The sequence below is a fragment of the Compostimonas suwonensis genome, from assembly GCF_002797855.1.
In the GTDB taxonomy this organism is placed as follows: Bacteria; Actinomycetota; Actinomycetes; order Actinomycetales; family Microbacteriaceae; genus Compostimonas; species Compostimonas suwonensis.
This window is the reverse complement of the sequence record NZ_PGFB01000001.1, coordinates 826,306-851,719: the sequence shown is the minus strand read 5'-3', so window position 1 is coordinate 851,719 and position 25,414 is coordinate 826,306. Positions and strand designations below refer to the sequence as shown.

The following is a 25,414-nucleotide window of genomic DNA, read 5'->3' as shown; positions in this document are numbered from 1 at the left end:
AGTGACAGACGTCGTCATCCTCGCCGCCTCCTGCGGGCGGTGCGGCCGGGCGATCGAGCCGGGCGACCGCCGGTGCCCCCGCTGCGGAACCACGACGACGTCCCCTCGCCAGACGAACGACCTGCTCTCCGAGCCTCTCTTCACGAACACCCGGCCGGCCCCCGGCGGCAAGCGGGCTCTGGCCCTCGTGGTCGACGTCGCGCCCCCTCTCGCCCTCGTGATCGCCGCCGTCGCGATCCTCGTGGTCGGCGCCGAGAGCCACGCGGCGGTCGCCACGGGCGCCGTGATCGCCGCCCTCGTCTGCGCGATCGCCTGGATCGCCCTGAACCTCGTGCTGCTCGGCCGCTGGGGCCGCAGCATCGGGCGGTTCGCCGCGGGCCTGCGCACCGTCGACTCGGAGACGGCCTCGCCGATCGGCGGCGCACGCGCGCTCGGCCTCGGCCTGACAGGAGCCACGACCCTCGACCTCGCGACGGGCCGCGACCCCCACAGCCGGGCCTTCGCGCCGCTCGAACCCGGCCTGCTGCGGCACGTCGAGGGGCCGCCGGCGGATGCGCCGATCCTGGATGCGCCGACGGCTAACGCGCAGACGGCGGATGTCGCGCCCGACGTCGTGCTCGCGGCATCCGTGCCGATCATTGCCGCACCCGACGCGCCCACCCCGCCCGCAGCAGCCCCTGCGCCCGTCGCGGTGGCCGAGACCGCGACCGCGACCGCGACCGCGACGAGCGTCACCCTTCTGCTCGACACGGGTCAGCGGCACGTGCTCGAGTCGAGCCTGCTGATCGGGCGCAACCCCAGCGCCCCCGGAGGAGAGCCGCACGAGGAGCGCCCTCTGCTCGCCTGGCCCGACCTCTCCCGCACGCTCTCGAAGACCCACGCCCTGCTCGAATGGGACGGCCGCAGACTGTGGGTCACCGACCTCGGCTCGACCAACGGAACGACGCTCACGAGCCCGGACGGCCGCAGTGTCGAGGTGCGCGCCCACGACCGCACCCTCGTGCCCGCCGAGTGGTCGATCTCGCCCGGGGACCGCACCATCACCGCCCTCGTTCCGCCGGGAGGTCTCGCCTGATGCCCGACAACCACGACGCCATCCTCCTCGAGTCGGTCAAGACCCACCGGGCCCGGCTGCGCTCCGCCTTCCTCTTCGGCGAGCTGACCGAGCGCCGGGTCGCAGGCGACAACGTCAAACGGCTCGTCGGCAGCATCGTGCTGGCCGCCGTCGCCTGCGCCGTGTGCGTGGGCGTCTCGTTCGTGATGAGTGTGATCGGCGACCAGAACCCGGCCGCGACCGGCCCATCGGCCGTGTCGTCGTCGACAGGCCCGACCCCGCTCCAGGCCCCGCTCCCGACGGAGGAAAAAGCTCCATGACAGAGTTCACCCGGCTGACGATCGTCGGCAGCGAGCGCAGGGCCGACGTCGTCGTGCCGAGCGAAGACGCACTGGCGGCGGTGCTGCCCCGGCTCATGGAGCTGCTCGGCGAGCGCACCGCCTCGGCCGCCCGGCCCCTCACGCTCGTGCGCGTGACGGGCGAGCAGCTCGACCTCTCGCTCTCGAGCGAGCAGCAGGCCCTCGACGACGGGGAGCTGCTGTGGCTCATGCGCCTCTCCGACGCGCCGCCGCCGCCCGAGGTCTCGGATGTCACAGACGTCGTCTCCGAGTCGCTGACCGACACAACGGGGTTGTGGTCCGACCGCTCCCGCGCGATCGTGGGGGCCGTCGGGGTCGGCGCGCTGAGCCTCGCAGCCGGTGGCCTCGTGCTCTCGGCACCCGGCATCCAGCCGTTCGCCGTCGTCGGGATCGCCTGGCTCGTGCTCGCCCTCGCGGCCGTCGTCCTGGGGCGCATGGGCTACCGCTGGCCGGCGGTCGCCTTCACGGCCGCGGCGTTCGGCCTCTCGTACCCCGTGGGCGATGCGCTGCTCGCGACCCTCGGCCGCTCGATCGTCGACCCCGGTTTCGCGGCGCTCGGGCTCGGCCTCATCGTCGCCTGGCTGTCGCTCGGCATCGGCACCGGAATCGGGCTGGCGATCCGCCCGGCGCTGTGGGCGGCCGCCGTCGGCATCGTGCTGCCGGCTCTCACCGTCGTGCTGCTGGCGATCGGCGTCGATCCTCTCGGATCGTTCGCGGTCACGGCCGTCGTCACGAGCGTGTGCCTCGGTCTCGTGCCCTGGTACGCGATGTCGACCTCGGGTCTCACGGGCCTCGACGATCAGGTGAGCACCGGTGTCAGCCGCAATCGCCGAGTGGTGCTCACCTCACTGCACAGCGCCTACCGCGCGCTCAGCTGGACGACCTTCGCGATCGCGGTGCCCCTCGCCGTGACCGCCGGCCTGCTCGTCGCGTCGCCGAACGGCTGGGCGGTCGGGCTGGGCTGGGCGATCGCCCTGATCGCGGCGCTGCGCACCCGCGCCTTCCCGCGGGCCGCCGAGTCGATGGCGCTCTGGGCAGCGGCCGGCGTCGTGACCGTCGCGGGCATCCTCCCCCTCTTCGCGATCGAGCCCTGGCTCGCGATCGCGGCCCTCGCGGTGCTCGCCCTCGTGACCGCGATCGTGGTCGGCACCCCCGCGGCCGCGCACCAGCGGGCGTCGTTGCGGCGTCTCGGCAACCTCATCGAGGCCCTCGCCGTTCTCGCGCTGCTGCCGCTGCTGCTCGGCGTCTTCGACGTCTACGCCCTGCTGCTGGGGACCTTCTGATGCCCCGCCTCGCCTCCGCGCTCCAGGCCGTGCCGCTCGCGCTGCTCGGCAGCACGAGCGAGCGGGTGAGCCGCCTGGTCGAGTGGGACGCCGCGATAACCCAGCCCATCGCCACGAGCAGGCGCATCGGCTTCGTGCAGCTGCACGGCGGCAGCGGCGCCTCGGCGACCGCGGCGAGCGTGGCGAGCGTCTTCGCTGCACGGCGCTCGGGCCTCGTGCTCGCCGTCGACGCGACCGCGGGGCCGGCCGGTCTGCTCTGGCACTCGGGCCTCGAGCAGGCCCCCACGGCCCCGAGCGAGCGACGCAGACGACCGCGAAGCGCCCAGGATGCCGCGCACGGCCTGCCGCGCACCGCCGCAGGTCTCGCGGCACTGGGCCTGCGCACCGCCGTTCCGGGCGCCCTGCCCGGAGCGAGCACCTGGTTCGAGGAGCTCTCCGGCATCTCCCGCTTCTTCGACGTCGTGTGCACCGATTGGGGCGTGCGGCCCTGGAACGCCGATCTGGCCGAGGTCGCGGCATCCAGTCACGTCGTCTGCCTCGTCGCCCGTGCCGACCGCCGCTCCGCCGAGGAGGCCCTCGCCCTCGTGCCCGCGCTTCGCGCACACCCCGAGTCGCCCCGTGTGGTCGTCGCGCTCGTCGACGTCGGCGACACGGCCGGCCGGGCCGCCGCGGTCGTCGAGGCTCAGGATCCCGAGCACGTCGTGCCCGTTCCCTACGACCGGGCACGGGCTCAGGCCTCGCCCGTCACGAGCGACCGGCTCGCGACGCGCACCCGGATGGCGTACCGCAGGCTCGCCGCGACCCTGCTGCACGCGGCCCGGCCCGCTGCGGGCCGCCGTCACCCGGCCGCCCGCACCAGCACCGCCCGCACGAGCGCTGCGCCGACGGGAGGTGCCGCACTGTGAGCGTGAGGATCGTGCACAGGCCCGCCCGCGTCACCACGCCGCTGCGACGCGGCGAGGCGGAGGAGATCGCGGCGCCCCCGCAGATGGCCGAGGGCCCCGTCGGGGGCATGCCCATCCAGACGATGCTGCCGGTGCTGGGCGCCGTTTCGAGCGTCACGATGATCCTCGTGCTGCGCGCCAACCCGGTCATGGTCGTCGTGGGCGCCATGGTGCTCGTCGTCGCGCTCGTCGGCGGCGTCGGCATGGCCTTCACCCAACGGGGCAACGCCGCGCGCACCCGTCGCACCCAGCGGGAGCGCTACCTCGACTTCCTCGAGAAGACCCGCGCCGCGATGCGGGAGCGCAGCCGCGAGGTGCGCGAGACCGCCCAGCTGCTCGACCCCTCGCCGCAATCGCTGCTCGAGATCGTGCGCGACCCTGCGCGCCTCTGGGAGCGGCGACGCGGCGACGCCGACTTCCTGCGGGTTCGCCTCGGCCACGGCGACGTGCCCTGGTTCGAGCTCCAGCTGCCCGCCGAGTCGAACCCGGTGCAGCCCTTCGACCCCATCATGTTCGAGGAGGCCGGCTCGGTCGCCCGCCACTACTCCCTCGTGCAGGGCATGCCGGTCACCCTCGACCTCGACAGGGCCGGGACGGTCTCGATCGTCGGCGGCCGCGACGACGTGCTGGCCGCCGCGCGCGCCCTCGTGCTGCAGCTCGCGAGCCTGCACTCCCCCGACGACGTGCACATCGCCGCCGCCTTCCCCGAGCACCACTCCGCCGACTGGGCCGGCCTCTCCCTCCTCCCGCACGCCATCATGGGCGAGCTGAACGACGGTCCGGTGCCCGCCCGCCGGGTGGCCTCGAGCGTCGCCGGCCTCGCGCGGGTGCTCGGCGGCGAGCTCGGCGACCGCGCGCAGGAGGCGGCCGCGGCCAAACGCAGCGCAGGGGCCACCCGCGGATCGGTCTCGCGCCTCGTCGTCTTCGTCGACGACTACGGCCGTACGGCGTCGACCCTGCCCGTTCCCGACGCCGAGCTGTCGCTCACCGAGCTCGGCGTCACGATCGTGCACCTCGTGAGCGACCGGCTGCACGAGCCCTCCGACGTCACCGTCCGCGTGACGGCCCGCGACGGCCTCGCTACCGTCGAAGACACCCGCCGGCCGGCCACGGTGGGCGGGCGGATCGACGCCGTCACCCTCGACCGCGTCACCCCCGCCCTCGTCGACGGGGTCGCGCGCGCCCTCGCCCCGCTGCGGCTCGGCCTGTCGAGCCGCGACGAGGCCGAGGCCGTGCAGGCGGTCGGCATCACCGAGCTGCTGGGCATCACCGACCTCTCCTCCCTCGCCGGGAGGACCAGCTGGGCGCCGCGATCCCCGCGGGACTTCCTGCGCGTGCCGATCGGCCTCGACGACTACGGGGCGCCCGTGCTCCTCGACCTCAAGGAGTCCGCGCAGCTCGGCATGGGACCGCACGGCATCTGCATCGGTGCGACCGGCTCGGGCAAGAGCGAGATGCTGCGCACCCTCATCCTGGGTCTCGCGCTCTCGCATCCGCCCGACGACCTCAGCATGGTCCTCGTCGACTACAAGGGCGGGGCGGCCTTCGCGCCGTTCCGCGGCCTGCCGCACGTCGCGGGCATCATCGACAACCTCGCCGACGACCCCCAGCTCACCGAGCGCGCCCGCACGAGCATCGCGGGCGAGGTCGTGCGCCGGCAGCAGCAGCTCAAAGACGCCGACAGCTCGCCCTCGATCACCCACTACCGCGAGCTGCGCACCCAGCGCCCCGAGCTGCCGCCCATGCCGCACCTCTTCGTCGTCATCGACGAGTTCGGAGAGCTGCTCACCGCCGAGCCCGACTTCGTCGACCTGCTGCTGACCATCGGACGCATCGGACGCTCCATCGGCGTGCACCTGCTCCTGTCGAGCCAGCGCATCGAGACCGGCCGCCTGCGCGGGCTCGACACCTACCTGTCGTACCGCCTCGGTCTGCGCACCTTCTCGGAGGCCGAGAGCGCCGTCGTGCTCGACACCCCCGACGCCTTCCACCTGCCCGCCATCCCCGGCTACGGCTTCCTCAAAGTCGACACCTCGGTGTACCGGCGGTTCCGCGCCGGCTACGTCTCCGGCCCGATCCCGGGTGACATGGTCGAGCGCTTCGACGACGACGAGCGGCCGCAGGCGCTCCTGCTGCCCACCTACAACGGCATCGGCCACGAGGAGCAGGCCGGCGGCAGCGAGGAGGAGCTCAGCCGACCCGCGCTCGGCCGGGCGCTCATCGACGAGTGCGTCGACCGCCTGCGCGGCTCCTCACGGGCCACGACGCCCGTCTGGCTGCCGCCGCTGCCCTCCCGCCTCACCCTCAGCGAGGTCATCACCGAGAAGGCGCGCGAGCACGGCTCGGCGACGGATGCCGCGACCCTCCGGGTTCCGATCGGACTCCTCGACGACCCCCGCGCCCAGCGGCAGGACCCCTGGCTGCTCGACCTCAACGTCGCCGGAGGACACGTGGCGCTCATGGGGGCGCCGCAATCGGGGCGGTCGACGTTCCTGCGCACGGTCGCGGCATCCATCGCCCTCACCCACACGCCCCGGCACGTGACCATGTACGGCATGGACCTGACCGGGGGCGGCCTCGCGCGCATCGAGGGCTTCCCGCACGTCGGCGGTGTCGCCACGCGCTCCAACCGCGGGCGGCTGCAGCGCCTGCTCGAAGAGCTGCACGCGATGCTCGCGACCCGCGAGGCGATCTTCGCCGAGCACGCGATCGACTCCCTGCAGACCCTGCGCGCCACGCACGCCGCGGGGCGGATCCCGCAGCTCATCTCGGCCGACGTCGTGCTGCTCGTCGACGGCTTCGCGACGCTGCGCAGCGACTTCGAGGAGCTCGAGGAGCCGATCGCCGACCTGCTGCGGCGCGGCGGGAGCTTCGGCATCCACGTCGTCATGACGATGAACCGCTGGAACGACCTGCGGATGAACCTGCAGAGCCTCGTGGGCACGCGCCTCGAGCTGCGCATCAACGACCCGGCCGACTCGGTCATCTCGCGCAAGCTCGCCTCCACCCTGCGCGCCGACCAGCCCGGGCGTGTGCTCACCGACCAGAGCCTGCTCGCGCAGATCTCGCTGCCCGTGCTCGACCAGACCGACGACGCGGGCATCGGCGATGCGCTCGACGCCCTCGCCGCCCGAACGGCAGCGAGCTGGCAGGGGCCGGCCGCCGCGCCCATCCGGCTGCTGCCCGACGACCTCTCGCCCGAGGAGCTGCCCGACGCGCTCGACGAGCCCGTGCGAGTGCCGTTCGGCCTGCGACAGGACACGATGGAGCCCGCCTTCCTCGAGCTCGGATCGCGCGACCAGCACCTCATCGCCTGGGGCGACACCCAATCCGGCAAGACCACGCTGCTGCGCGGCCTCCTGCAGGGCCTCGTCGATCGGCACACACCCGACGAGCTCGTCATCGCGCTGATGGACATCCGCGGGGAGCTCGTGGCCGACATCCCCGACGACTATCTCGGCGGGCACGCCTCCTCGAGCCGCGAGGCCCGCTCCCTCGCCGCCGCGATCGCCGAAGAGCTCGAGAAGCGGCAGGGCGCCGGGGCGAACAAGGATGCCGGCCCCCGCATCGTCGTCGTGGCCGACGACTACGACGTGCTCGCCTCGGGCGGCACCGAGCCGCTCAAGCCGCTCCTGCCCTATCTGCCGTCGGCGCGCGATCTGCGCCTGCACGTGCTCATCACCCGGCCCGTCGCGGGCGCCTCGCGCGGGATGTACGACGTGGCCATGCAGACCGTGCGCGACACGGGCGGCTCGGCCCTCGTGATGTCGGGCGAGCGCAGCGAAGGCCAGCTGCTGCCTCAGCTCTACGCCGAGCAGATGGTCGCCGGCCGCGGACGCTTCGTGCGGCGCGGCGACCGGCCCCGCCTCGTGCAGGTCGCCCGCTTCACACCGGACGCCGAGGCATGAGCGGCGCACCGCGCATCGTCGTCGCCGGCACGGCCGGCGGTGTCGGCACCACGACCGTTGCAGCCCTGCTCGTCTCCGAGTTCGCGCTCGGCGGCGCGCCCGCGATCCTCGATCACAGCGACGGCGCCCTCGCCGAACGGCTGCCCGCCACCGTGCGCGATGCACGGGGTCTCGGCGCCGGCGCGCTCGCCATCCACGACCTCGGGGCCTTCGCGAGCGGGGAGGGCGCGGCGGCGCTCGTCGCGCCCGGGGCGATCCCCGTGATCGTCACAGCGGCGACGCCCCTGGGCTGCGCACTCGCCGAGCGCGCCATCGCCGGACTGCGCACCGCCGCCGGGGATGCCGCGCCGCGCCGGCTCTTCGTCGTTCCCGTCGCCGTGCACGGCCGGCACGACATCGGCGCCGCCCTCAAGCAGCTCAGCGCGACCCACGGCGCGCGGATCCCCGCCGTGCTGCCCCGTGACCACTCGCTCGCGGCGGGCGGCCCCGTGATCGGCGCGCGCCTCGACGCCTCGACCGCGCGGGCGATCTCTGCACTCGGCACAGGTCTGCGCGCCCTGCTCGGCTGACGCGCTGCCCGAGCCTCATCCCCTCCTCCTCCGCTGCCTTACTCAAAACGACGGAGATATTGCTCGAAATCGAGTTGTTCGCGCCGTTCACGGCCGTTTTCGGCAGAAAGTCCGTCGTTGTGAGCACGAACCCGGAGACCCCGGCAGCGCCTACTGCTCGTTGTGCTCCCAGGGCCACTCGGGGCGCTCCGAGCCGCCGCCGCGTGAGGCCAGGATGAGCGAGAACAGCAGCGTCACGACGATCGCCGCGACCCCCGCGGCGACGGCGAACGGGCTGATGAGCTGCGAGAAGGCGAACCCCAGGAAACCGAGCACGGCGCCCGTGCCGATCGAGAATGCGAGAGCGCCCACGAGCGCGAAGACCAGGTAGGCGCCGAGACCCACGCCGAGGCTCAGCCACAGCCGGGGCCGCTGACGGGCGAGCGGAGTCGCACGCCCCACGCGCACGAGCACGAGCAGCACGAACAGGATCGCGGCGACCGTCATCACAGGACCGACGAGAGGGCCGGCATCCGGGTCGTCGATGACGTCCCGATCGGTCAGCAGGCTCAGGATGCCGAACGCCGCGACCAGCAGCGCACCGTAGCCCATCGCGGAGAACGCGGCCACGAGTGTTGCGTAACGGCGATCCTCAGCGGGCGCCGGCATGGCCTCAGCTCTGCGCGTAGTACGGCTGCTGCACCGTGGGACGCTCGGCGAGAGTGCGCTCGTAGTCGGCCTGGGCCGCGGCGTTGAGCACCTTGAGCCTGTGACCGCGGGCAGCCAGCCAGGCGCCGATCCAGATCGTGACCTCGCGGGCGATGATCGCGGCGGCGAGCGTCAGGCCGTTCGTGTAGAGCGTGCCTATGAAGGAGGACGCCTCGTCGGGGGTGAGCTCCCAGGCGCTCACCGTGAGCAGTGCTCCGCCGATGTAGGCGAAGTAGACGACAATCGCCACGGGGAAACCGCCGAGCACGTAGGCCCACCAGTTCGCCCGGTTGGCGATGAGCACGAGCACGATGAGCGCGATCGCGTAGAAGATCACGGGAACGTAGAAGGCGGGGCTCAGCAGGTACTGCGTGAAGACCTCGCCGAACTCCTCGGGCGTCGAGCCGACGCCGATGATGAGCGCGGCGACACCCGCGTAGACGACGCCGTAGACGACGGCGCCGACGAGCGCGATGAGCGAGCCGATTCCCCGATTGCTCTTCTTCACGGGCGCCACGGGCGCCTGCACATAGATGGGGGTGGCCGGGTAGGCCTCGGCGACGGGCCCGGCGGGCGCAGGGGCCGGGGCGACGGCGTGGTCGATGATCACGGGGGCCGCGACGGCCTCGGCAACGGGCAGGGCGGTCTCGGCAGGGCCGGTCTGAGCAGGGCCGGTCTCAGCAGCGCCGGTCTCAGCAGCAGCCGTCTCGTACGCAGCAGTCGCGGTCGCGGCATCCTGCGCGGGCTCGGCGACGATCGGCTCGACCGTCTCGATGGTCTCCTCGACAGCGACGACATCGCCGTTCTCGTCGGCGACCGCTGCGACCTCGTGGGCCACGACGATCGGCTCGTCGGCGGTGCCGTCGTTCGGCTCGACGGCCGGGATCTCGCGTGTCTCGTCGGCGGGCTCGACCGGTTCCTCGGAACGGGGTGTCGTGTCGCTCATGATGCCACTCCTTGCCGGCGCCCACATCGGGCATCCGTATTGGGTGACACTCTAGCAACGCGGATGCCGGCGGCACCCCTGACTCTCCGATGCCTCACCCACGACCTCACCCTGGCGCCTCACTCACCCGCTTGCCCACTCAAAACGACGGAGAAAGCGCCGGAAATCACGTTTTTCGCCCCGATCACGGACAGATTCGGCAAAAAGTCCGTCGTTTTGAGTTTGAGTTTGAGGTTGAGGTTGAGGTTGAGGTTGGGTCGGCGAGCGAGGGATGGGCGGGCGGGCACGAGAAAGGGCCCCCGCCGAAGCGAGGGCCCTTCCGTCGTGGACAGGCGACTGCTAGTTGTAGTTGCCCGGGGTGTAGTCGTCAGACGAGAAGCTGTCGAAGTCGACGAAGCTCAGGTCGGACTCGTTGAACACCGAGTCGTCCGCGAAGATGCGGTTCGGGTAGCGCTCCGCCTTCGCCTCCTCGGTCGCCTCCACCGTGACGTTGCGGTACTTGCCGAGGCCGGTACCCGCCGGGATGAGCTTTCCGATGATGACGTTCTCCTTGAGGCCGACGAGCGGGTCGCTCTTGCCCTCCATGGCGGCCTGCGTGAGCACGCGGGTCGTCTCCTGGAAGGAAGCGGCCGACAGCCACGACTCCGTCGCGAGCGACGCCTTCGTGATACCCATGACCTCCTGGCGAGCCGAGGCCGTGCGCTTGCCCTCGGTGAGGGCGGCACGGTTGAGCTCGTTGTACTTCTGGCGGTCGACGAGCTCACCCGGGAGCAGACCGGTGTCACCGTGGTCGACGACCGTCACCTTGCGGAGCATCTGACGAACGATGACCTCGATGTGCTTGTCGTGGATCGGCACACCCTGCGAGCGGTAGACGCCCTGCACACCCGACACGAGGTGGATCTGCACGGCACGAACACCGCGAACGCGCAGGACCTCCTTCGGGTCGACGGCGCCGACGTGCAGCTGCTGGCCGAGCTCGACGTGCTGGCCGTCCTCGATGAGGAGGCTCGCGCGCTTGAGCACCGGGTAGGCGATCGGCTCGTCACCGTTGTCGGGGGTCAGGATGAGCTTGCGGCTGCGATCCGTGTCCTCGATCGTGATCTTTCCTGCGGCTTCGGCGATCGGGCTCGCACCCTTGGGGGTACGCGCCTCGAACAGCTCCTGCACGCGGGGCAGACCCTGCGTGATGTCATCGGCCGACGCGACACCACCCGTGTGGAAGGTGCGCATCGTGAGCTGGGTTCCCGGCTCGCCGATCGACTGGGCCGCGATGATGCCGACGGCCTCGCCGATGTCGACGATCTTGCCGGTCGCGAGCGAACGGCCGTAGCAGACCGCGCACACACCGACGGATGACTCGCACGTGAGCACCGAGCGCACCTTGATGTTGTTCACACCGGCCGCGAGGAGCTTGTCGATGAGCACGTCTCCGACGTCGTCCCCGGCTTCGGCGACGACCGTGCCGTCGGGTGCGACGGCGGCGGCGGCGAGGCTGCGGGCGTAGACCGAGTTCTCGACGTTGCTGTCACGCACCCAGGCGCCGGTGGCGTCCTGGACGGCGATCGGCATGTCGAGGCCCTTGCTCGTTCCGCAGTCCTCTTCGCGGATGATGACATCCTGCGAGACGTCGACGAGACGACGCGTCAGGTACCCCGAGTCGGCCGTACGGAGAGCCGTGTCGGCCAGACCCTTGCGGGCACCGTGGGTCGCGATGAAGTACTCGGCGACGGACAGGCCCTCGCGGTAGCTCGAGATGATCGGGCGGGGGATGATCTCGCCCTTCGGGTTCGACACGAGGCCGCGCATACCGGCGATCTGACGAACCTGCATCCAGTTACCACGAGCACCCGACGACACCATGCGGTTGATGTTGTTGTCGGCGGGAAGGTTGTCCTCCATGGCCCGGGCGACCTCGGCGGTCGCCTTGTTCCAGATCTCGATGAGCTCCTGGCGACGCTCGGCGTCGGTCGTGAGGCCCTTCTCGAACTGGCTCTGGACCTTGGCGGCCTGCTTCTCGTATCCCCCGATGATCTCGCGCTTGTTCGGCGGGGTCAGGAAGTCGGAGAGGGCGGCGGTCACACCCGAGCGGGTCGCCCAGTAGAAGCCGGCGTCCTTGATGCGGTCGAGTGTCGCTGCGACCTCCACCTTCGGGTAGCGCTCCGCGAGGTCGTTGACGATCGCGGAGATCTGGCCCTTGTCGGCCACGGCCTCGACGTACGGGTAGTCGGCCGGGAGCGCCTCGTTGAAGATCGCGCGGCCCAGCGTCGTGTCGACGAGGATCGGACGCGAGGAGCGGCCGTCGACGAGCTCGGCGCCCTCGGGCTCGGTGCCCGGGGCGAAGACCACGTCGGAGAGGCGGATACGAACCTTCGCGTTGATGTCGAGCGTGTGCTGCTCGTGCGCGAGGATCGCCTCGGCGACCGACGCGAACGCGCGGCCCTCGCCGGCGACATCCGACTTCAGGGTCGTCAGGTGGTGCAGACCGATGATCATGTCCTGTGTGGGCAGGGTCACCGGGCGGCCGTCCGACGGCTTGAGGATGTTGTTCGACGCGAGCATCAGGATGCGCGCCTCCGCCTGAGCCTCGACCGACAGCGGCAGGTGGACTGCCATCTGGTCGCCGTCGAAGTCGGCGTTGAACGCGGCGCACACGAGCGGGTGCAGCTGGATGGCCTTGCCCTCGACGAGCTGGGGCTCGAAGGCCTGGATGCCCAGGCGGTGCAGGGTGGGTGCGCGGTTCAGCAGCACGGGGCGCTCGCGGATGATCTCCTCGAGCACGTCCCACACGTGCGGGTTGCTGCGCTCGACCATACGCTTCGCGGCCTTGATGTTCTGAGCGTGGCTCAGGTCGATGAGGCGCTTGATCACGAACGGCTTGAAGAGCTCGAGAGCCATCTGCTTGGGCAGACCGCACTGGTGCAGCTTCAGCTGCGGGCCGACGACGATGACCGAACGGCCCGAGTAGTCGACGCGCTTGCCGAGCAGGTTCTGGCGGAAACGACCCTGCTTTCCCTTGAGCATGTCGCTCAGGGACTTCAGGGCGCGGTTGCCGGTACCCGTGACGGGGCGACCACGACGACCGTTGTCGAACAGCGCGTCGACGGCCTCCTGCAGCATCCGCTTCTCGTTGTTGACGATGATCTCGGGGGCGCCGAGGTCGAGCAGACGACGAAGACGGTTGTTGCGGTTGATCACACGACGGTAGAGGTCGTTGAGGTCGGATGTCGCGAAGCGGCCACCATCGAGCTGCACCATCGGGCGCAGCTCCGGCGGGATCACCGGTACGACGTCGAGAACCATCGCGGCAGGCGAGTGGCCCGTCTGCAGGAACGAGTTGACGACACGCAGGCGCTTGATGGCGCGGATCTTCTTCTGGCCCTTGCCCTCGGAGATCTGCGTGTGCAGCAGATCGCTCTCGGTCGCGAGGTCGAAGCTCAGCAGACGGCGCTTGATCGCCTCGGCGCCCATGTAGGCCTCGAAGTAGATGCCGTAGCGGTCGATGAGCTCGTTGAAGACCGCGTCTTCCGGCTTGAGGTCGCCCACCTTGAGGTTGCGGAACTCCTCCCAGACGCGCTCGAGACGAGAGATGTCCTCGTCGTACGACTTGCGGGTCTGAGCCATCTCCTTCTCGGCGCCATCCTTCACGCGGCGCTTCTGGTCGCTCTTCGCGCCCTCGGCCTCGAGCTCGGCCAGGTCGGTCTCGAGCTTCTGGAGTCGGTCGGCGATGCGCGAGTCGCGCTGGTCGGCGAGGGTCTTGATCTCGAGGCGCAGCTCGTTCTCGAGACCGGGGAGGTCGGAGTGACGACCATCCTCGTCGACGGAGATGATCATGTACGCGGCGAAGTAGATGACCTTCTCGAGGTCCTTCGGCGCCATGTCGAGCAGGTAGCCGAGACGGCTCGGCACACCCTTGAAGTACCAGATGTGCGTGACGGGGGCGGCGAGCTCGATGTGGCCCATGCGCTCACGGCGCACCGACGACTTCGTGACCTCGACACCGCAGCGCTCGCAGACGATGCCCTTGAAGCGCACGCGCTTGTACTTGCCGCACGAACACTCCCAGTCACGGCTCGGGCCGAAGATCTGCTCTCCGAAGAGGCCGTCCTTCTCGGGCTTGAGCGTGCGGTAGTTGATCGTCTCGGGCTTCTTGACCTCACCATGTGACCAACGACGGATGTCGTCGGCGGTCGCCAGGCCGATACGAAGCTCGTCAAAAGTTGTTACGTCGAGCAATGTTCCTTCTCTCCTTGGAGTAAAAGACGTTGATGTGTCTGGCCGGGCCTAGATCTCGTCGATCGACGAGTTCTCGAACCTGGTGGAGATGTTGATGCCGAGCTCTTCGGCGGCACGGAAGACCTCGTCGTCCGTGTCGCGGAGGCTGACAGCCGTGCCGTCGGCCGAGAGCACCTCGACGTTCAGGCAGAGGGACTGCATCTCTTTGATGAGCACCTTGAAGGACTCGGGGATGCCGGGCTCCTGGATGTTCTCGCCCTTGACGATCGACTCGTACACCTTGACGCGGCCGAGGATGTCGTCGGACTTGATCGTGAGGAGCTCCTGCAGCGCGTACGCGGCGCCATAGGCTTCGAGCGCCCACACCTCCATCTCACCGAAGCGCTGACCGCCGAACTGCGCCTTACCACCGAGCGGCTGCTGGGTGATCATCGAGTACGGGCCCGTCGAACGCGCGTGGATCTTGTCGTCGACGAGGTGGTGGAGCTTCAGGATGTACATGTAGCCGACCGAGACGGGGCGCGGGTACGGCTCGCCGGAGCGGCCGTCGAAGAGCTGCGTCTTGCCCGAGGAGTCGATGAGGCGGTCGCCGTCGCGCGTGGGGAGCGTCGAGTCGAGCAGACCCGCGATCTCCTCCTCGAGCGCGCCGTCGAACACCGGGGTCGCGACCTTGGTTCCGGGGGCGGCGCTGTGCGCGGCCTCCGGGAGGCGCCCGGCCCACTTCGGCTTGCCCTTGACCTCCCAGCCCTGCTTGGCGATCCACCCGAGGTGGATCTCGAGCACCTGGCCGAAGTTCATTCGACCGGGCACGCCCAGCGGGTTGAGGATGATGTCGACGGGGGTGCCGTCGGCGAGGAAGGGCATGTCTTCGACCGGGAGGATCTTCGAGATGACGCCCTTGTTGCCGTGGCGTCCGGCGAGCTTGTCGCCCTCGGTGATCTTGCGCTTCTGGGCGATGAAGACGACCACGCGCTGGTTGACGCCCGAGCCGAGCTCGTCGTCGCCGTCCTGCGCGTCGAAGACCTTGACGCCGATGATCGTGCCCTGCTCGCCGTGGGGGACCTTGAGCGAGGTGTCGCGGACCTCACGGCTCTTCTCGTTGAAGATCGCGCGAAGCAGGCGTTCCTCGGCCGAGAGCTCGGTCTCGCCCTTCGGCGTGACCTTCCCGACGAGGATGTCGCCGGGGCGGACCTCGGCGCCGATGCGGATGATGCCGCGCTCGTCGAGGTCTGCGAGCAGCTCGGGGCTCACGTTGGGGAGGTCACGGGTGATCTCCTCCTTGCCGAGCTTCGTGTCGCGCGCGTCGACCTCGTACTCCTCGATGTGGATCGAGGAGAGCACGTCGTCTTTCACCAGGTTCTGGCTGAGGATGATCGCGTCTTCGTAGTTGTGGCCCTCCCACGGCATAAACGCCACGAGGAGGTTCTTGCCGAGCGCGAGCTCGCCGTTGTCGGTCGCGGGGCCGTCGGCGATGACCTCGCCGGCCTCGATGCGGTCGCCCGCCGAGACGATGACCCTGTGGTTGTAGCTCGTGCCCTGGTTGGAGCGGTCGAACTTGCGCAGGTAGTAGGTGTCGGTGCCGCCCTCGTCGGTCTGGATGGTGACGACGTCGGCCGAGACCTCCGCGATGACACCCGCACGGTTCGCGGTCAGAACGTCACCGGCATCCACCGCGGCGAAGCCCTCCATACCCGTGCCCACGAGCGGGCTGTCGCTGCGCAGAAGCGGGACGGCCTGACGCTGCATGTTCGCGCCCATGAGGGCCCGGTTCGCATCGTCGTGCTCGAGGAAGGGGATGAGGGATGTCGCGACAGAGACCATCTGGCGCGGCGAGACGTCCATGTAGCCGATGCCGTCGACGGGGAAGAGGTCGACCTCTCCGCCCTTCTTGCGGGCGAGCACACGGTCTTCGGCGAAGCGCGAGTCGGCCGTGAGCGGGGCGTTGGCCTGGGCGACGATGAAGTCGTCCTCCTCGCTCGCGGTCAGGTAGTCGATCTGCTCGGTGACGAGACCGTCGACGACCTTGCGGTACGGGGTCTCGATGAAGCCGAAGGAGTTGATGCGCGCGAACGACGCGAGCGAGCCGATCAGGCCGATGTTCGGGCCTTCCGGTGTCTCGATCGGGCACATGCGGCCGTAGTGGCTGGGGTGCACGTCGCGCACCTCGACGCCGGCGCGGTCACGGGAGAGACCGCCCGGGCCGAGCGCGCTCAGGCGGCGCTTGTGGGTCAGGCCCGCGAGCGGGTTGTTCTGGTCCATGAACTGCGAGAGCTGGCTGGTTCCGAAGAACTCCTTGATCGCGGCGACGACGGGGCGCACGTTGATCAGGGTCTGCGGGGTGATCGCCTCGATGTCCTGCGTCGTCATACGCTCGCGCACGACGCGCTCCATACGGGACAGACCCGTGCGGACCTGGTTCTGGATGAGCTCGCCCACGGCGCGGATACGACGGTTGCCGAAGTGGTCGATGTCGTCGACGTCGAGACGCAGCTCGACGGGCTTGCCGTCGCGCACGCCCGAGAGCGTCGTCTGGTTGTCGTGCAGCGCCACGAGGTACTTGATCGTCGCCAGGATGTCCTGCGTGGTCAGCACCGAGTCGCTGAGCGGCGCGTCGATGCCGAGCTTGCGGTTGATCTTGTAGCGGCCGACCTTCGCGAGGTCGTAGCGCTTCGGGTTGAAGTAGAAGTTGTCGAGGAGCGCGCGCGCGGCCTCGGCGGCGACCTGCTCGCCCGGGCGCAGCTTGCGGTAGATGTCCTTGAGCGCCTCCTCCTTCGTGAGGATGGCGTCTTTCTCGAGGGTGAGCTCGATGGACTGGAAGCCCTTGAACTCCTCGAGGATCTCTTCGCTCGTGAGGCCGAGGGCCTTGAGGAAGACGGTCACGGACTGCTTGCGCTTGCGGTCGATGCGAACGCCGACCTGGTCGCGCTTGTCGATCTCGAACTCGAGCCAGGCGCCGCGGCTCGGGATGATGCGAGCGGAGTAGATGTCCTTGTCGGACGTCTTCTCCATCGCGCGGTCGAAGTACACACCGGGGGAGCGCACGAGCTGGGACACCACGACACGCTCGGTGCCGTTGATGATGAACGTGCCCTTCTCGGTCATGAGGGGGAAGTCACCCATGAACACGGTCTGGGTCTTGATCTCACCGGTGAGGTGGTTCATGAACTCGGCCTCGACGTAGAGGGGGGCGGCGTAGGTCTTGCCGCGCTCCTTGCACTCGTCGATCGTGTACTTCTCGGGCTCGAGGTACGGGTTCGTGAAACTCAGCTGCATCGTCTCGCCGAGGTCTTCGATCGGCGAGATCTCCTCGAAGATCTCATCGAGACCGCTGCGACCCGGAAGGTCTTGACGACCGACCTTCTTGGCCTCCTCGACGCGGGTCTTCCACGCCTCCGAGCCCACGAGCCAGTCGAAGCTCTCCGTCTGCAGAGCGAGCAGATCGGGAACAGTCAGCGTGTCCGTGATTTTTGCGAACGAGAGCCGAGACGCTGCCCGGCCGTTCTTGGGTGAGTTGGTGGTTGCGTTGCGCGCAGCAGCCAAGGAAAACCTCCGTGGACCCCGTCGGGTCTCAATTACTGTCGGTCATTGTGGGCATGAACTCTCCAGACGTCTGTAGAGTGGTGCCTCGGCATCGGTCGAGCTCCGAAATCTCTCGGAGCCGGACGGATGCCCTCGCACGCGAAGCCGACCGCAATATGAAGGCATAGGTATGTCTGGGAGCGCAAAGGATAACTATATGCGGGATTGATCCGCATGTCCAGTAAAATCCTTGCGAAGTTTCGCTTTGTCCGGTATAACCGCGCGCAGGCGTCGCGCATTCCCCCGCGGATGACCGGATTCCCGCGGATCTCCCTCCCTCGCCACGCTGCTCGGCTCCTCTCGCCGGGCTTCTCAAAACGACGGAGTTTTGCCCCGAATGCGTGCTATTCCGGGCGAAACGTGCCTCAGAGCGAGAAATCTCCGTCGTTGTGAGTTCTGCGGCGGGCCATCGGCGGGCTATCGGTCGTCGCCGGGGACGCCGGCCGGGAGCGCGCCTGGGAGTTCGCCCAGAACGAGGGCGACAGCCTGCGCCCGGCTGCGGATGCCGAGCTTCGAGAAGATGCCGTTCACGTGGCTCTTGACCGTTGTGACGCTCACGAACAGCGCGCTCGCGATCTCGGTGTTGCTCGCTCCCTGTGCGATGAGGGCGAGCACCTCGCGCTCGCGCGGGGTCAGTGCCGGGAAGCGATCCGCGCCGGCCCGGCTCGCGATCGTGGGGTGCGCCGGCTGCGGTGCCGGCGGCGCGTCACCCGCGTGCGCCTCGCCCGGTGGGATCGCGGCGCCGCCCGTGAGCGCGGCGGCGAGCCGATCCCCGACCGCCGCGTCGTAGACCGACTGCCCGCTCGCGACGGCACGCACGGCCGCGGCGAGCTCGACGCGGCCTGCGTCCTTCGTGAGGTAGCCGCGCGCGCCGGCCCGCAGGGCGTCGGCGAGGGAGGCGTCGTCGTCGAAGGTCGTGAGCACAAGCACGCGGGTCTGCGGCAGCTCGCGGCTCAGGCGCTCGGTCGCCGCGGCGCCGCCCAGCACCGGCATCCGCAGGTCCATGAGCACCAGGTGCGGCCGGGTCGCGAGGGCGATCGCCACGGCCTGCTCGCCGTCGGCGGCCTCCCCCACGACCTCGAAGTCGGGCTGCAGCGAGAGCACCGTCACGAGGCCGTCGCGCACGATGGCCTGGTCGTCGGCCACGACGATGCGGATTCGTGTGTCGTCGCTCATTCGTCGTCCACCTCCGCGCTCACGATCCAGTGCGCGCCGTTCTCGTCGCGCACCGGCCCGACGTTCAGCCTGGCACGGTCGCCCAGCTGCGCGAACCGTTCGCGCATGCCCACGAGGCCCACACCGCCGCCGGATGCCGCGAGCCGGGTGTCCGGGCCCGAGCGCGTGTTCTCCGTGGTCACGTTCAGCGCGACGGAGCCCGGGCGCCAGGCGAGCTCGACCCGCACCGCGCTTCCGGGCGCGTGCTTGCGGGCGTTGCTGAGCGCCTCCTGCGCCGCGCGCAGCAGGGCGGTGTGCTCGGGATCCCCGAGACGGCGGGGCGGGCCGCTCTCGCTCCACACGACATCCGCGCCGAGCGCCCGCTCGCCCGCGACGAGGGCCGCGATGCCGCTCGACAGCTCGACGTCGTCGCGCAGCGCCCGCACCGCGCGACGGGCCTCGACGAGACCCTCCGCCGCGAGGGTGCGGGATTGCCGCACGCGCGTGGCCGCGGCATCCACGTCGCCCGACTCGTACAGGGCGTCGGCCGCGTCGAGCTGGATGACGAGAGCGCCGAGGCTGTGCGCGAGCACGTCGTGCAGCTCGCCGGCGATGCGCGCCCGCTCGAGCAGCACAGCCGATCGCGCCTGCTCCTGGCGCACCTCGGCCGCGCTCCGGGCGAGCCGCCGGGACTGCTCGACGCCGCGGGCGCGCTCCCGGCGCGAGAAGCCGACGAGGGCGAGGATCGCGACGATGGCCGCGGCGGGCAGCACGCCGAGGCGCTCGGCCTCGCCCGTTCCGAGCGCGAGGCTGCCGACGAGGAGGGCGGCGAACGATGCGGCGACGGTCGTGAGGCCCAGCCAGAGCGGCTGCCGCACCGAGCCGACGAGCCGCAGGATGCCGACGGCGACGACGACGAGCCCCAGCCCCGCGGTGCCGCCCGCCGCCGCGCCGCCGAGCACCGCCATAGCCAGCGCGAGGCCGGCCTGGAAGCGCACCAGGCGCCTCGGCGTGACGACGAGCACGAGCCACAGCACGAGGGCCGTCGCGGTCAGCACGATCGGCCAGACCGGTCCGGGGTCGAGAGTCGACAGCCCGTAGGACACACCGGCGATCGCCATGAGGTTGAGGGCGCGAGCGAGGGGCGTGACCCCGAGGGTCGGCGGCTCGTCGCGGAGGTCTGCGAGGTCTGCGCCTCCTGCGGATTCTGCGCCTTCTGCGGGGCTAGCGGGTGCGGCCATACTCCATCATGCGTTCGATCGCGGTCATACGCGCGATCGCGCAGCCTCCACCTCCACGGCGGCGTCCCGGCGCAGACGGTGCACGAGCACTGCGGCGCGCGCGAAGCGGTTGACGGCGATCATCACGATGATGAGCCCCGTGGATGCCGCCAGATCCGAGCCGAGTCGAGCTGCGGCGACATCCATGCCCACTCGCACGGCGATGAAGACCACCCAGAGCGCGACGCCCCACCAGCCCGTTCTGGTCTCGACCGTGCCGCCGGTGGAGCGGAGCATCGCGATGCGCCCCATCGCGATGCCGACAGCGACCGCGGCGGCCGCCTCCACGAGCACCGCCGCGACGTCGATCGGGGCGAGCACCAGGCTGCCGTACTGCGATGCCGTGACCACGACGCCGACGATCGCGAGGATCGCGGGGAACCGCCACACGCTGTCGACGCGGACGGCGCGCCAGCTCAACTGGCGGGTCGAGATCCAGACGAGGAGCACGGCGATGAGGAGGGTGTTGGTGAGGATCTGGACGGACATACGCGGCTTTCTGATCGAGGTTCCGGGCGCGCCCGGTGGGTTGTCTGCGCCCGGCGGGTTCGGGTCTGCGCCCGGTGGGTTCGGGTCTGCGCCCGGTGGGTTCGGGGCCGGGGTCCGAGGATCTCCGGGCATGATCCAGCCTCGTCGCGGAGCGCTTACGCGACCACCACCCGGGGGTGGAGGTACGGGTGGAGATCCCCCCGCCTCCCCCATCCGCACCGAACGGGCAGCACCACAAGCGGCAACGCGAACGGCGGGGGACGTCTGTCCCCGTCCGGGCATCGCTCACGATGCCGTCGATCGCGTAGGGTCGAAGCATGGCTGAGCGCAGGCGGGGCGGAGCGGACGAGAACCCCTCGACGACGCTGCGCTTCAGCGGGTACCACGCGGTCATCGAGCCCGACCGCTTCCAGCCGGGATGCTTCCAGCTCGTCGTCGACGGCACACCGCAGTCGCACGTCGACCTCGAGAACCCCGCCAACCTCTTCTTCGAGTACGTGCAGCGGATGGGTCACGTCATCGACCTCATGCGGATGCCCGGCGAGCCGATCACGGCGGTGCACCTCGGCGCGGGCGCGTTCACGCTGCCCCGCTACGTCGCGACGACACGTCCCGACTCGCGCCAGCAGGTCGTGGAGCTCGAGAGCGATCTCGTCGACCTCGTGCGCGAACACCTGCCCCTGCCGGCATCCGCTCAGATCAGGGTGCGGCACGGCGACGCGCGCGAGGTGCTCGGCAAGCTCCCGTCCGGGCTGCGCGGTTCCGTCGACCTGCTCGTGATCGACATCTTCAGCGGAGCCCGCACTCCCGCGCACGTCACGAGCCTCGAGTTCTACCGCGAGGCCGTCTCCCTGCTCGCGCCGGACGGGGTCGTGCTCGTGAACGTCGCCGACGGTCCCGGGCTCGCCTTCGCCCGCAGCCAGACCGCGACCCTGCAGACCGTCGTCGACAACGTCGCCGCACTGGCCGAGACGCAGGTGCTCAAAGGGCGCCGGTTCGGCAACGTCGTGCTCGTCGGCTCCCCCGCGCCGCTGCCCATGGAATGGCTGCCGAGGCTGCTCGCCGCCGGCCCGCACCCCTCGAAGGCGCTCGCGGGCGCCGAGCTCAAGGCGTTCATCGCCTCCGCCCCCATCACGACCGACGCCACCGCGATCCCCTCCCCTCCGCCCGCGCGCAGCGTCTTCCAGCTCCGCGACTGAGGCCTGCTCGCCCGCGAACCTCGGCCGCGAGTCGCGGCAGATCGTCCTTCCCGGGTCGTTTTCGAACGATTCGACGCGACTCGCGACCCGCGGACCTCGGCCACAAGCCTGGCGATTTGCGAGCGTTCGAGAGAGAGTGAGGTGTGCGCGGAAACACCGGAGGCGCCAGAGGCGCGGCGATCGCGGGAGCGGGTGCGCTCGTGTGGCTGCTCAGCGCCTGCACCGGCGAAGCGGATGTCGCGCCGACACCCAGCGCGAGTGCGAGCAGCACACCCCGCCCCACGCCGAGCACTCCCGCCGCGGCGGAGCCGGCCGTGGTGCCCGTGCAGCCGACGGGCGAGTCGTCCACGATCGTCGGCGAGCTGGACGCCCCGTGGTCGGTCGTGCGGCTCGCGAGCGGCTCCGCCCTCGTGAGCGAACGCGACACCGGCCTCGTGCGCGAGCTCACCCCGAGCGGTGAGCTGCGCGACGTCGGCGCCGTCGACGGCGTGGCACCGCAGGGCGAAGGCGGCCTGCTCGGGCTCGCCGTCTCCCCCGCGGGCGACGAGCTCTACGCCTACTTCACGGGCGACGACGACAACCGGATCGTGCGGATGCCGCTCGCCGGAGGCCCCGGAGGCTACACGCTCGGCCCGCCGAGCGATGTGCTCACCGGCATCCCCTCGGCCGGGAACCACAACGGCGGGCGCCTCGCCTTCGGCCCCGACGGGATGCTCTACGCGACGGCCGGCGACGCGGGCGACGGCGACGCGGCACAGGATCCCGCCTCGCTCTCGGGCAAGATCCTGCGGATGACCCCGGATGGCGGTGTGCCGGGCGACAACCCGTGGGGCAATCACGCCTACTCGATGGGGCACCGGAATCCGCAGGGGATCGCCTGGGACTCCCGTGGCCGGCTCTGGGCGAGCGAGTTCGGCCAGAACACCTGGGACGAGCTCAATCTCATCCGGCCGGGCGCCGACTACGGCTGGCCGATCGAGGAGGGGGTCGGCCCCGACCCCGCTCTCGTCGACCCCGTCTACCAGTGGCCGACGGCGGAGGCGAGCCCGAGCGGCCTCGCGATCGTCGGCGACACGATCATGATGGCGAGCCTGCGGGGCGAGCGGCTGTGGGCCGTCTATCCCGGGCCCGATGGAGCGCCCGCGGAGGCCGTGCCGTACTTCATCGGGGAGTTCGGGCGTCTCCGCGACGTCATCGCGGGGCCGGGGGCGCTGTGGATCGTCACCAACAACACCGATGGCCGAGGGGATCCTCGCGACGGCGACGACCGCATCCTGCAGCTGCCGCTCGCGCCACGCGGCTGAGCCCGGTCCGCTCGGTCCCGCTCGGTTCCGCTCGGTTCCGAGGCACGCGGAGGGCTTTCCCCTGTATTGGCCTCGACGGCGGATAACCTGGCTGGGATGAGTATCGTTCTGGGGGTCGATCCTGTCACCCTGCATCCGCGCGTCGACCTCTTCGCCGCGGGGCAGCGTCTGCAGGAGCTCGGGCAGCTGCGCAGCCTGAGCGGGATCGTCGAGCGCGCCGAGCTGCTCGTGCTCGTGGGGCGCCCCGACGAGGCCTGGGACGCCGCGAACGAGGCCGTGCGCCTGGCACGGTTCACGGGCGACCGGAAGCAGGCCCTCGAGGCGAGGATCCTGCGCGGCCGGGTGCGGTACGCGCTCGTGCAGATGGACGACGCGGTCATCGAGCTGTCGGGCTGCGTCGACGAGGCGAACGGCCACGACTGGACGGAGCTCGAGCTGGAGGCGACGAGCGCTCGAGCGCTCGTGCACTTCGACCGCGGCGACGACGAGCTCGCGCTGAGCGACTTCACGGCGACGGTGTTCCTGCGCCAGAAGCTCGGGGTCGGAGCCGACGAGCTCGCGGGCTCCCTGCACGCGGTCGCCGTCGTCGAGGCGCGTCTCGCCGAGGCGCGCAACACGCTCTGAGACGCCGACGACTGCTCCTGCACAGGATGTCGCGAGCTGCCGTTCCACCGAAGACCCCGGCTCCGGCATCCGCTGTCGCCCACTCGGACTAGTGTCTTCTCGTGGCTGATCTCGAACGCGTGCGCACCTGGGCGAATGCGCTCATCCGGCTGCACCTCGACCCCTCCGTATGGTCGTTCGCCTACGACAACGCCAAGAAGCGCGCGGGGCTCTGCAACTTCACCGAGAAGCGCATCACGGTCTCGCGCTACCTGGCGGCGCGCTACGACGACGACGAGATCCACCAGATCCTGCTGCACGAGGTGGCGCACGCGATCGCCGGGTCGCAGGCCGCGCACGGCCCCCGCTGGCGTTCGATCGCGACCGAGCTCGGCTACGAGGGGAAGCGCACACACGACGGCGCGATCGCCGACGAGCTCGCGCCCTGGATCGGGCGCTGCCCCGCCGGCCACCTGCACTACCGCTACCGCGAGCCGAAGAGGCCGCTCTCCTGCGGGGTCTGCTCGCGCGGCTTCAGCGCGGCGCACCTCATCGTGTGGGAGCGGCGCACGATCACGCCCGCCATGCGCCGGCGGGCCGCGGCGGCGCCGCCGGAGTGAGCACTGCCGGAGTGAACGCTGCCGGGCTCAGCAGCCACGCGGCTCAGCCGAGCTGCGTCTCCAGGCTGTCGAGCACACCGTGCCAGTGGGTGAGCATCTGCTTGCGCTCCTCGCGGCCGGCGAGACGCTCGTGATGGAAGGCGATCGTGGTGCCGGATGCCGCGGGAAGCACCGTCAGCTGAAGCGTCGAGTCGTGCGTCCACTCCGCCGGCTGCCAGCTGAGCCGCAGGCGCTTGCCCTCGGTGTAGCTGCGCAGGCGTCCGCGGGTGCCGTCGACCGTCGTGTACTCCTCACCCACCGTGGTGCCGAGGCTGTCGACACCCAGCCAGGTCGGCAGCGCCGGCCCGAGCAGGGTGTTCCATGCGTGAGCGAGCGGCACGGGGAAGGTGCGCCGCGCGCCCATCTCCCAGCCGGCATCCTTCGTGAGGCCCGTCGTGTCCGCCATCTTCTCCTCCGCTTCATCGCCCTCACCCCCTCATCGCCGACGGGGGTCAGCCGGTCATGCCCAGCAATTCCGTGTAACTGACTATATTGGTTACATGACGATCGAGGCAATGGCGCAGCACAGCACGGGCCAGTGGTTCACCGGATCCGACGGGCACCGCTGGTGGTTCGACTCCGGCTCCCTCGCGCTCGACTTCGCGTACACCGGCGCCATGGGCGACAACCCGGCCTGGGAGCGCCTGCACGGCCCCGCCGATCTGACGGAATGGCTCACGGGACGCTTCGAGCGGCTCGCGGGCGAGGCGAACGAGCGCAACCTGATCGAGGCGGGCCAGCTCCGCGCGGCCATCGCGAACCTCACGATGGCGAGCGTTCGCGGCGAGGGCGCCCGGGGCGACGACATCGACGCGATCAACCTCTTCGCGGCGACGCCCGACATCCCGCCGTCGCTCTCCGGCGGCAGCCTGCAGGCCGGGGGATCCCGGCCGCGTGTGACGCAGGCGCTGTCGACGGTCGCCCGCGACGCCGTCGCGCTCTTCGGCGGTCAGGTGGCCGGCCGCATCCGCGAGTGCTCGGCGGACGACTGCGGAATCGTCTACTTCGACACCTCGCGATCGGCGAACCGGCGCTGGTGCTCGATGCAGCGCTGCGGCAACCGCGCGAAGGTGCGCGCGCACCGGGCCCGTACGGCGAGCCCGGCACACGACGGCGCCGCGGAATAGCGGCGCAGCGGAGCCGGTGGCGCTGCCCTCTGA

The 25,414-nt window shown here is 70.6% G+C and carries 19 protein-coding genes; 11 read left to right on the top strand and 8 right to left on the bottom strand.

Annotated features, from left to right (window positions below):
* The first annotated feature begins 1 nt into the window (after position 1).
* Genes CLV54_RS03675 through CLV54_RS03650 form a run of 6 tightly spaced genes read left to right on the top strand, consistent with a single transcriptional unit; the run spans position 2 to position 8,117 of the window.
* Positions 2-1,075, top strand: coding sequence for an RDD family protein (locus tag CLV54_RS03675; protein ID WP_170061947.1), 1,074 nt, complete (start codon positions 2-4; stop codon positions 1,073-1,075).
* Positions 1,075-1,374 carry a hypothetical protein gene (locus CLV54_RS03670; RefSeq protein WP_211294427.1) on the top strand — a complete coding sequence of 100 codons (300 nt, stop codon included), beginning with the start codon at positions 1,075-1,077 and terminating at the stop codon, positions 1,372-1,374. The genes CLV54_RS03675 and CLV54_RS03670 overlap by 1 nt, the downstream gene beginning before the upstream one ends.
* Positions 1,371-2,696 (top strand): EsaB/YukD family protein, encoded by a 1,326-nt coding sequence (locus tag CLV54_RS03665; RefSeq protein WP_100343559.1) that lies wholly within the window; start codon positions 1,371-1,373, stop codon positions 2,694-2,696. Before CLV54_RS03670 ends, CLV54_RS03665 begins: the two co-directional genes overlap by 4 nt.
* Complete coding sequence (locus CLV54_RS03660) at positions 2,696-3,601, top strand: MinD/ParA family ATP-binding protein (RefSeq protein ID WP_100343558.1); 906 nt, start codon at positions 2,696-2,698, stop codon at positions 3,599-3,601. Before CLV54_RS03665 ends, CLV54_RS03660 begins: the two co-directional genes overlap by 1 nt.
* Positions 3,598-7,548, top strand: a complete 3,951-nt coding sequence (gene eccCa / locus CLV54_RS03655) for a type VII secretion protein EccCa (RefSeq protein ID WP_100343557.1) — start codon at positions 3,598-3,600, stop codon at positions 7,546-7,548. Before CLV54_RS03660 ends, eccCa begins: the two co-directional genes overlap by 4 nt.
* On the top strand, positions 7,545-8,117 hold the full coding sequence (locus tag CLV54_RS03650; RefSeq protein WP_100343556.1) for a hypothetical protein: 573 nt from the start codon (positions 7,545-7,547) through the stop codon (positions 8,115-8,117). Before eccCa ends, CLV54_RS03650 begins: the two co-directional genes overlap by 4 nt.
* Before the next feature lie 150 nt (positions 8,118-8,267).
* Here CLV54_RS03650 and CLV54_RS03645 read toward each other — a convergent pair whose 3' ends face one another.
* The 7 genes from CLV54_RS03645 to CLV54_RS03615 all read right to left on the bottom strand — a co-directional run bounded on the left by CLV54_RS03645 (position 8,268) and on the right by CLV54_RS03615 (position 20,489).
* Positions 8,268-8,726 carry a DUF6121 family protein gene (locus CLV54_RS03645; protein ID WP_100343555.1) on the bottom strand — a complete coding sequence of 153 codons (459 nt, stop codon included), beginning with the start codon at positions 8,724-8,726 and terminating at the stop codon, positions 8,268-8,270.
* 43 nt (positions 8,727-8,769) lie between these two features.
* Positions 8,770-9,750, bottom strand: coding sequence for a hypothetical protein (locus CLV54_RS03640; protein WP_100343554.1), 981 nt, complete (start codon positions 9,748-9,750; stop codon positions 8,770-8,772).
* A 339-nt stretch (positions 9,751-10,089) separates the two neighbouring features.
* A complete protein-coding gene (locus tag CLV54_RS03635) occupies positions 10,090-13,986 on the bottom strand; it encodes a DNA-directed RNA polymerase subunit beta' (protein WP_100343553.1) in 3,897 nt (1,298 codons plus the stop codon).
* Positions 13,987-14,034: 48 nt separating this feature from the next.
* On the bottom strand, positions 14,035-17,526 hold the full coding sequence (rpoB, locus tag CLV54_RS03630; RefSeq protein WP_100343552.1) for a DNA-directed RNA polymerase subunit beta: 3,492 nt from the start codon (positions 17,524-17,526) through the stop codon (positions 14,035-14,037).
* A gap of 456 nt (positions 17,527-17,982) precedes the next feature.
* Positions 17,983-18,741: a response regulator transcription factor gene (locus CLV54_RS03625; RefSeq protein WP_100343551.1), complete on the bottom strand. Its 759-nt coding sequence runs from the start codon at positions 18,739-18,741 to the stop codon at positions 17,983-17,985.
* Positions 18,738-19,961: a sensor histidine kinase gene (locus CLV54_RS03620; protein WP_100343550.1), complete on the bottom strand. Its 1,224-nt coding sequence runs from the start codon at positions 19,959-19,961 to the stop codon at positions 18,738-18,740. The genes CLV54_RS03625 and CLV54_RS03620 overlap by 4 nt, the downstream gene beginning before the upstream one ends.
* A gap of 24 nt (positions 19,962-19,985) precedes the next feature.
* The gene (locus CLV54_RS03615) at positions 19,986-20,489 is read right to left on the bottom strand and encodes a hypothetical protein (protein ID WP_100343549.1); all 504 of its coding nucleotides are present in this window, start codon (positions 20,487-20,489) and stop codon (positions 19,986-19,988) included.
* Between the two features lie 317 nt (positions 20,490-20,806).
* On the opposite strand from CLV54_RS03615, the gene CLV54_RS03605 reads away from it, so the two are divergent.
* The 4 genes from CLV54_RS03605 (at position 20,807) to CLV54_RS03590 (ending at position 24,215) form a co-directional block, all read left to right on the top strand.
* Entirely contained in the window at positions 20,807-21,688 is an 882-nt protein-coding gene (locus CLV54_RS03605; RefSeq protein ID WP_100343547.1) for a spermidine synthase, read from the top strand.
* Positions 21,689-21,831: 143 nt separating this feature from the next.
* Positions 21,832-22,992: a PQQ-dependent sugar dehydrogenase gene (locus CLV54_RS03600; protein ID WP_245861284.1), complete on the top strand. Its 1,161-nt coding sequence runs from the start codon at positions 21,832-21,834 to the stop codon at positions 22,990-22,992.
* Positions 22,993-23,088: 96 nt separating this feature from the next.
* Positions 23,089-23,616: a hypothetical protein gene (locus tag CLV54_RS03595; RefSeq protein WP_245861282.1), complete on the top strand. Its 528-nt coding sequence runs from the start codon at positions 23,089-23,091 to the stop codon at positions 23,614-23,616.
* Positions 23,617-23,717: 101 nt separating this feature from the next.
* Positions 23,718-24,215 carry a SprT-like domain-containing protein gene (locus CLV54_RS03590; protein WP_100343546.1) on the top strand — a complete coding sequence of 166 codons (498 nt, stop codon included), beginning with the start codon at positions 23,718-23,720 and terminating at the stop codon, positions 24,213-24,215.
* Positions 24,216-24,258: 43 nt separating this feature from the next.
* Here the strand turns inward: CLV54_RS03590 and CLV54_RS03585 are convergent, their stop codons facing one another.
* Positions 24,259-24,660: an SRPBCC family protein gene (locus tag CLV54_RS03585; protein WP_100343545.1), complete on the bottom strand. Its 402-nt coding sequence runs from the start codon at positions 24,658-24,660 to the stop codon at positions 24,259-24,261.
* 94 nt (positions 24,661-24,754) lie between these two features.
* Between CLV54_RS03585 and CLV54_RS03580 the strand changes: the two genes are divergently transcribed.
* A complete protein-coding gene (locus tag CLV54_RS03580; RefSeq protein ID WP_100343544.1) occupies positions 24,755-25,381 on the top strand; it encodes a CGNR zinc finger domain-containing protein in 627 nt (208 codons plus the stop codon).
* Positions 25,382-25,414 lie beyond the last annotated feature (33 nt).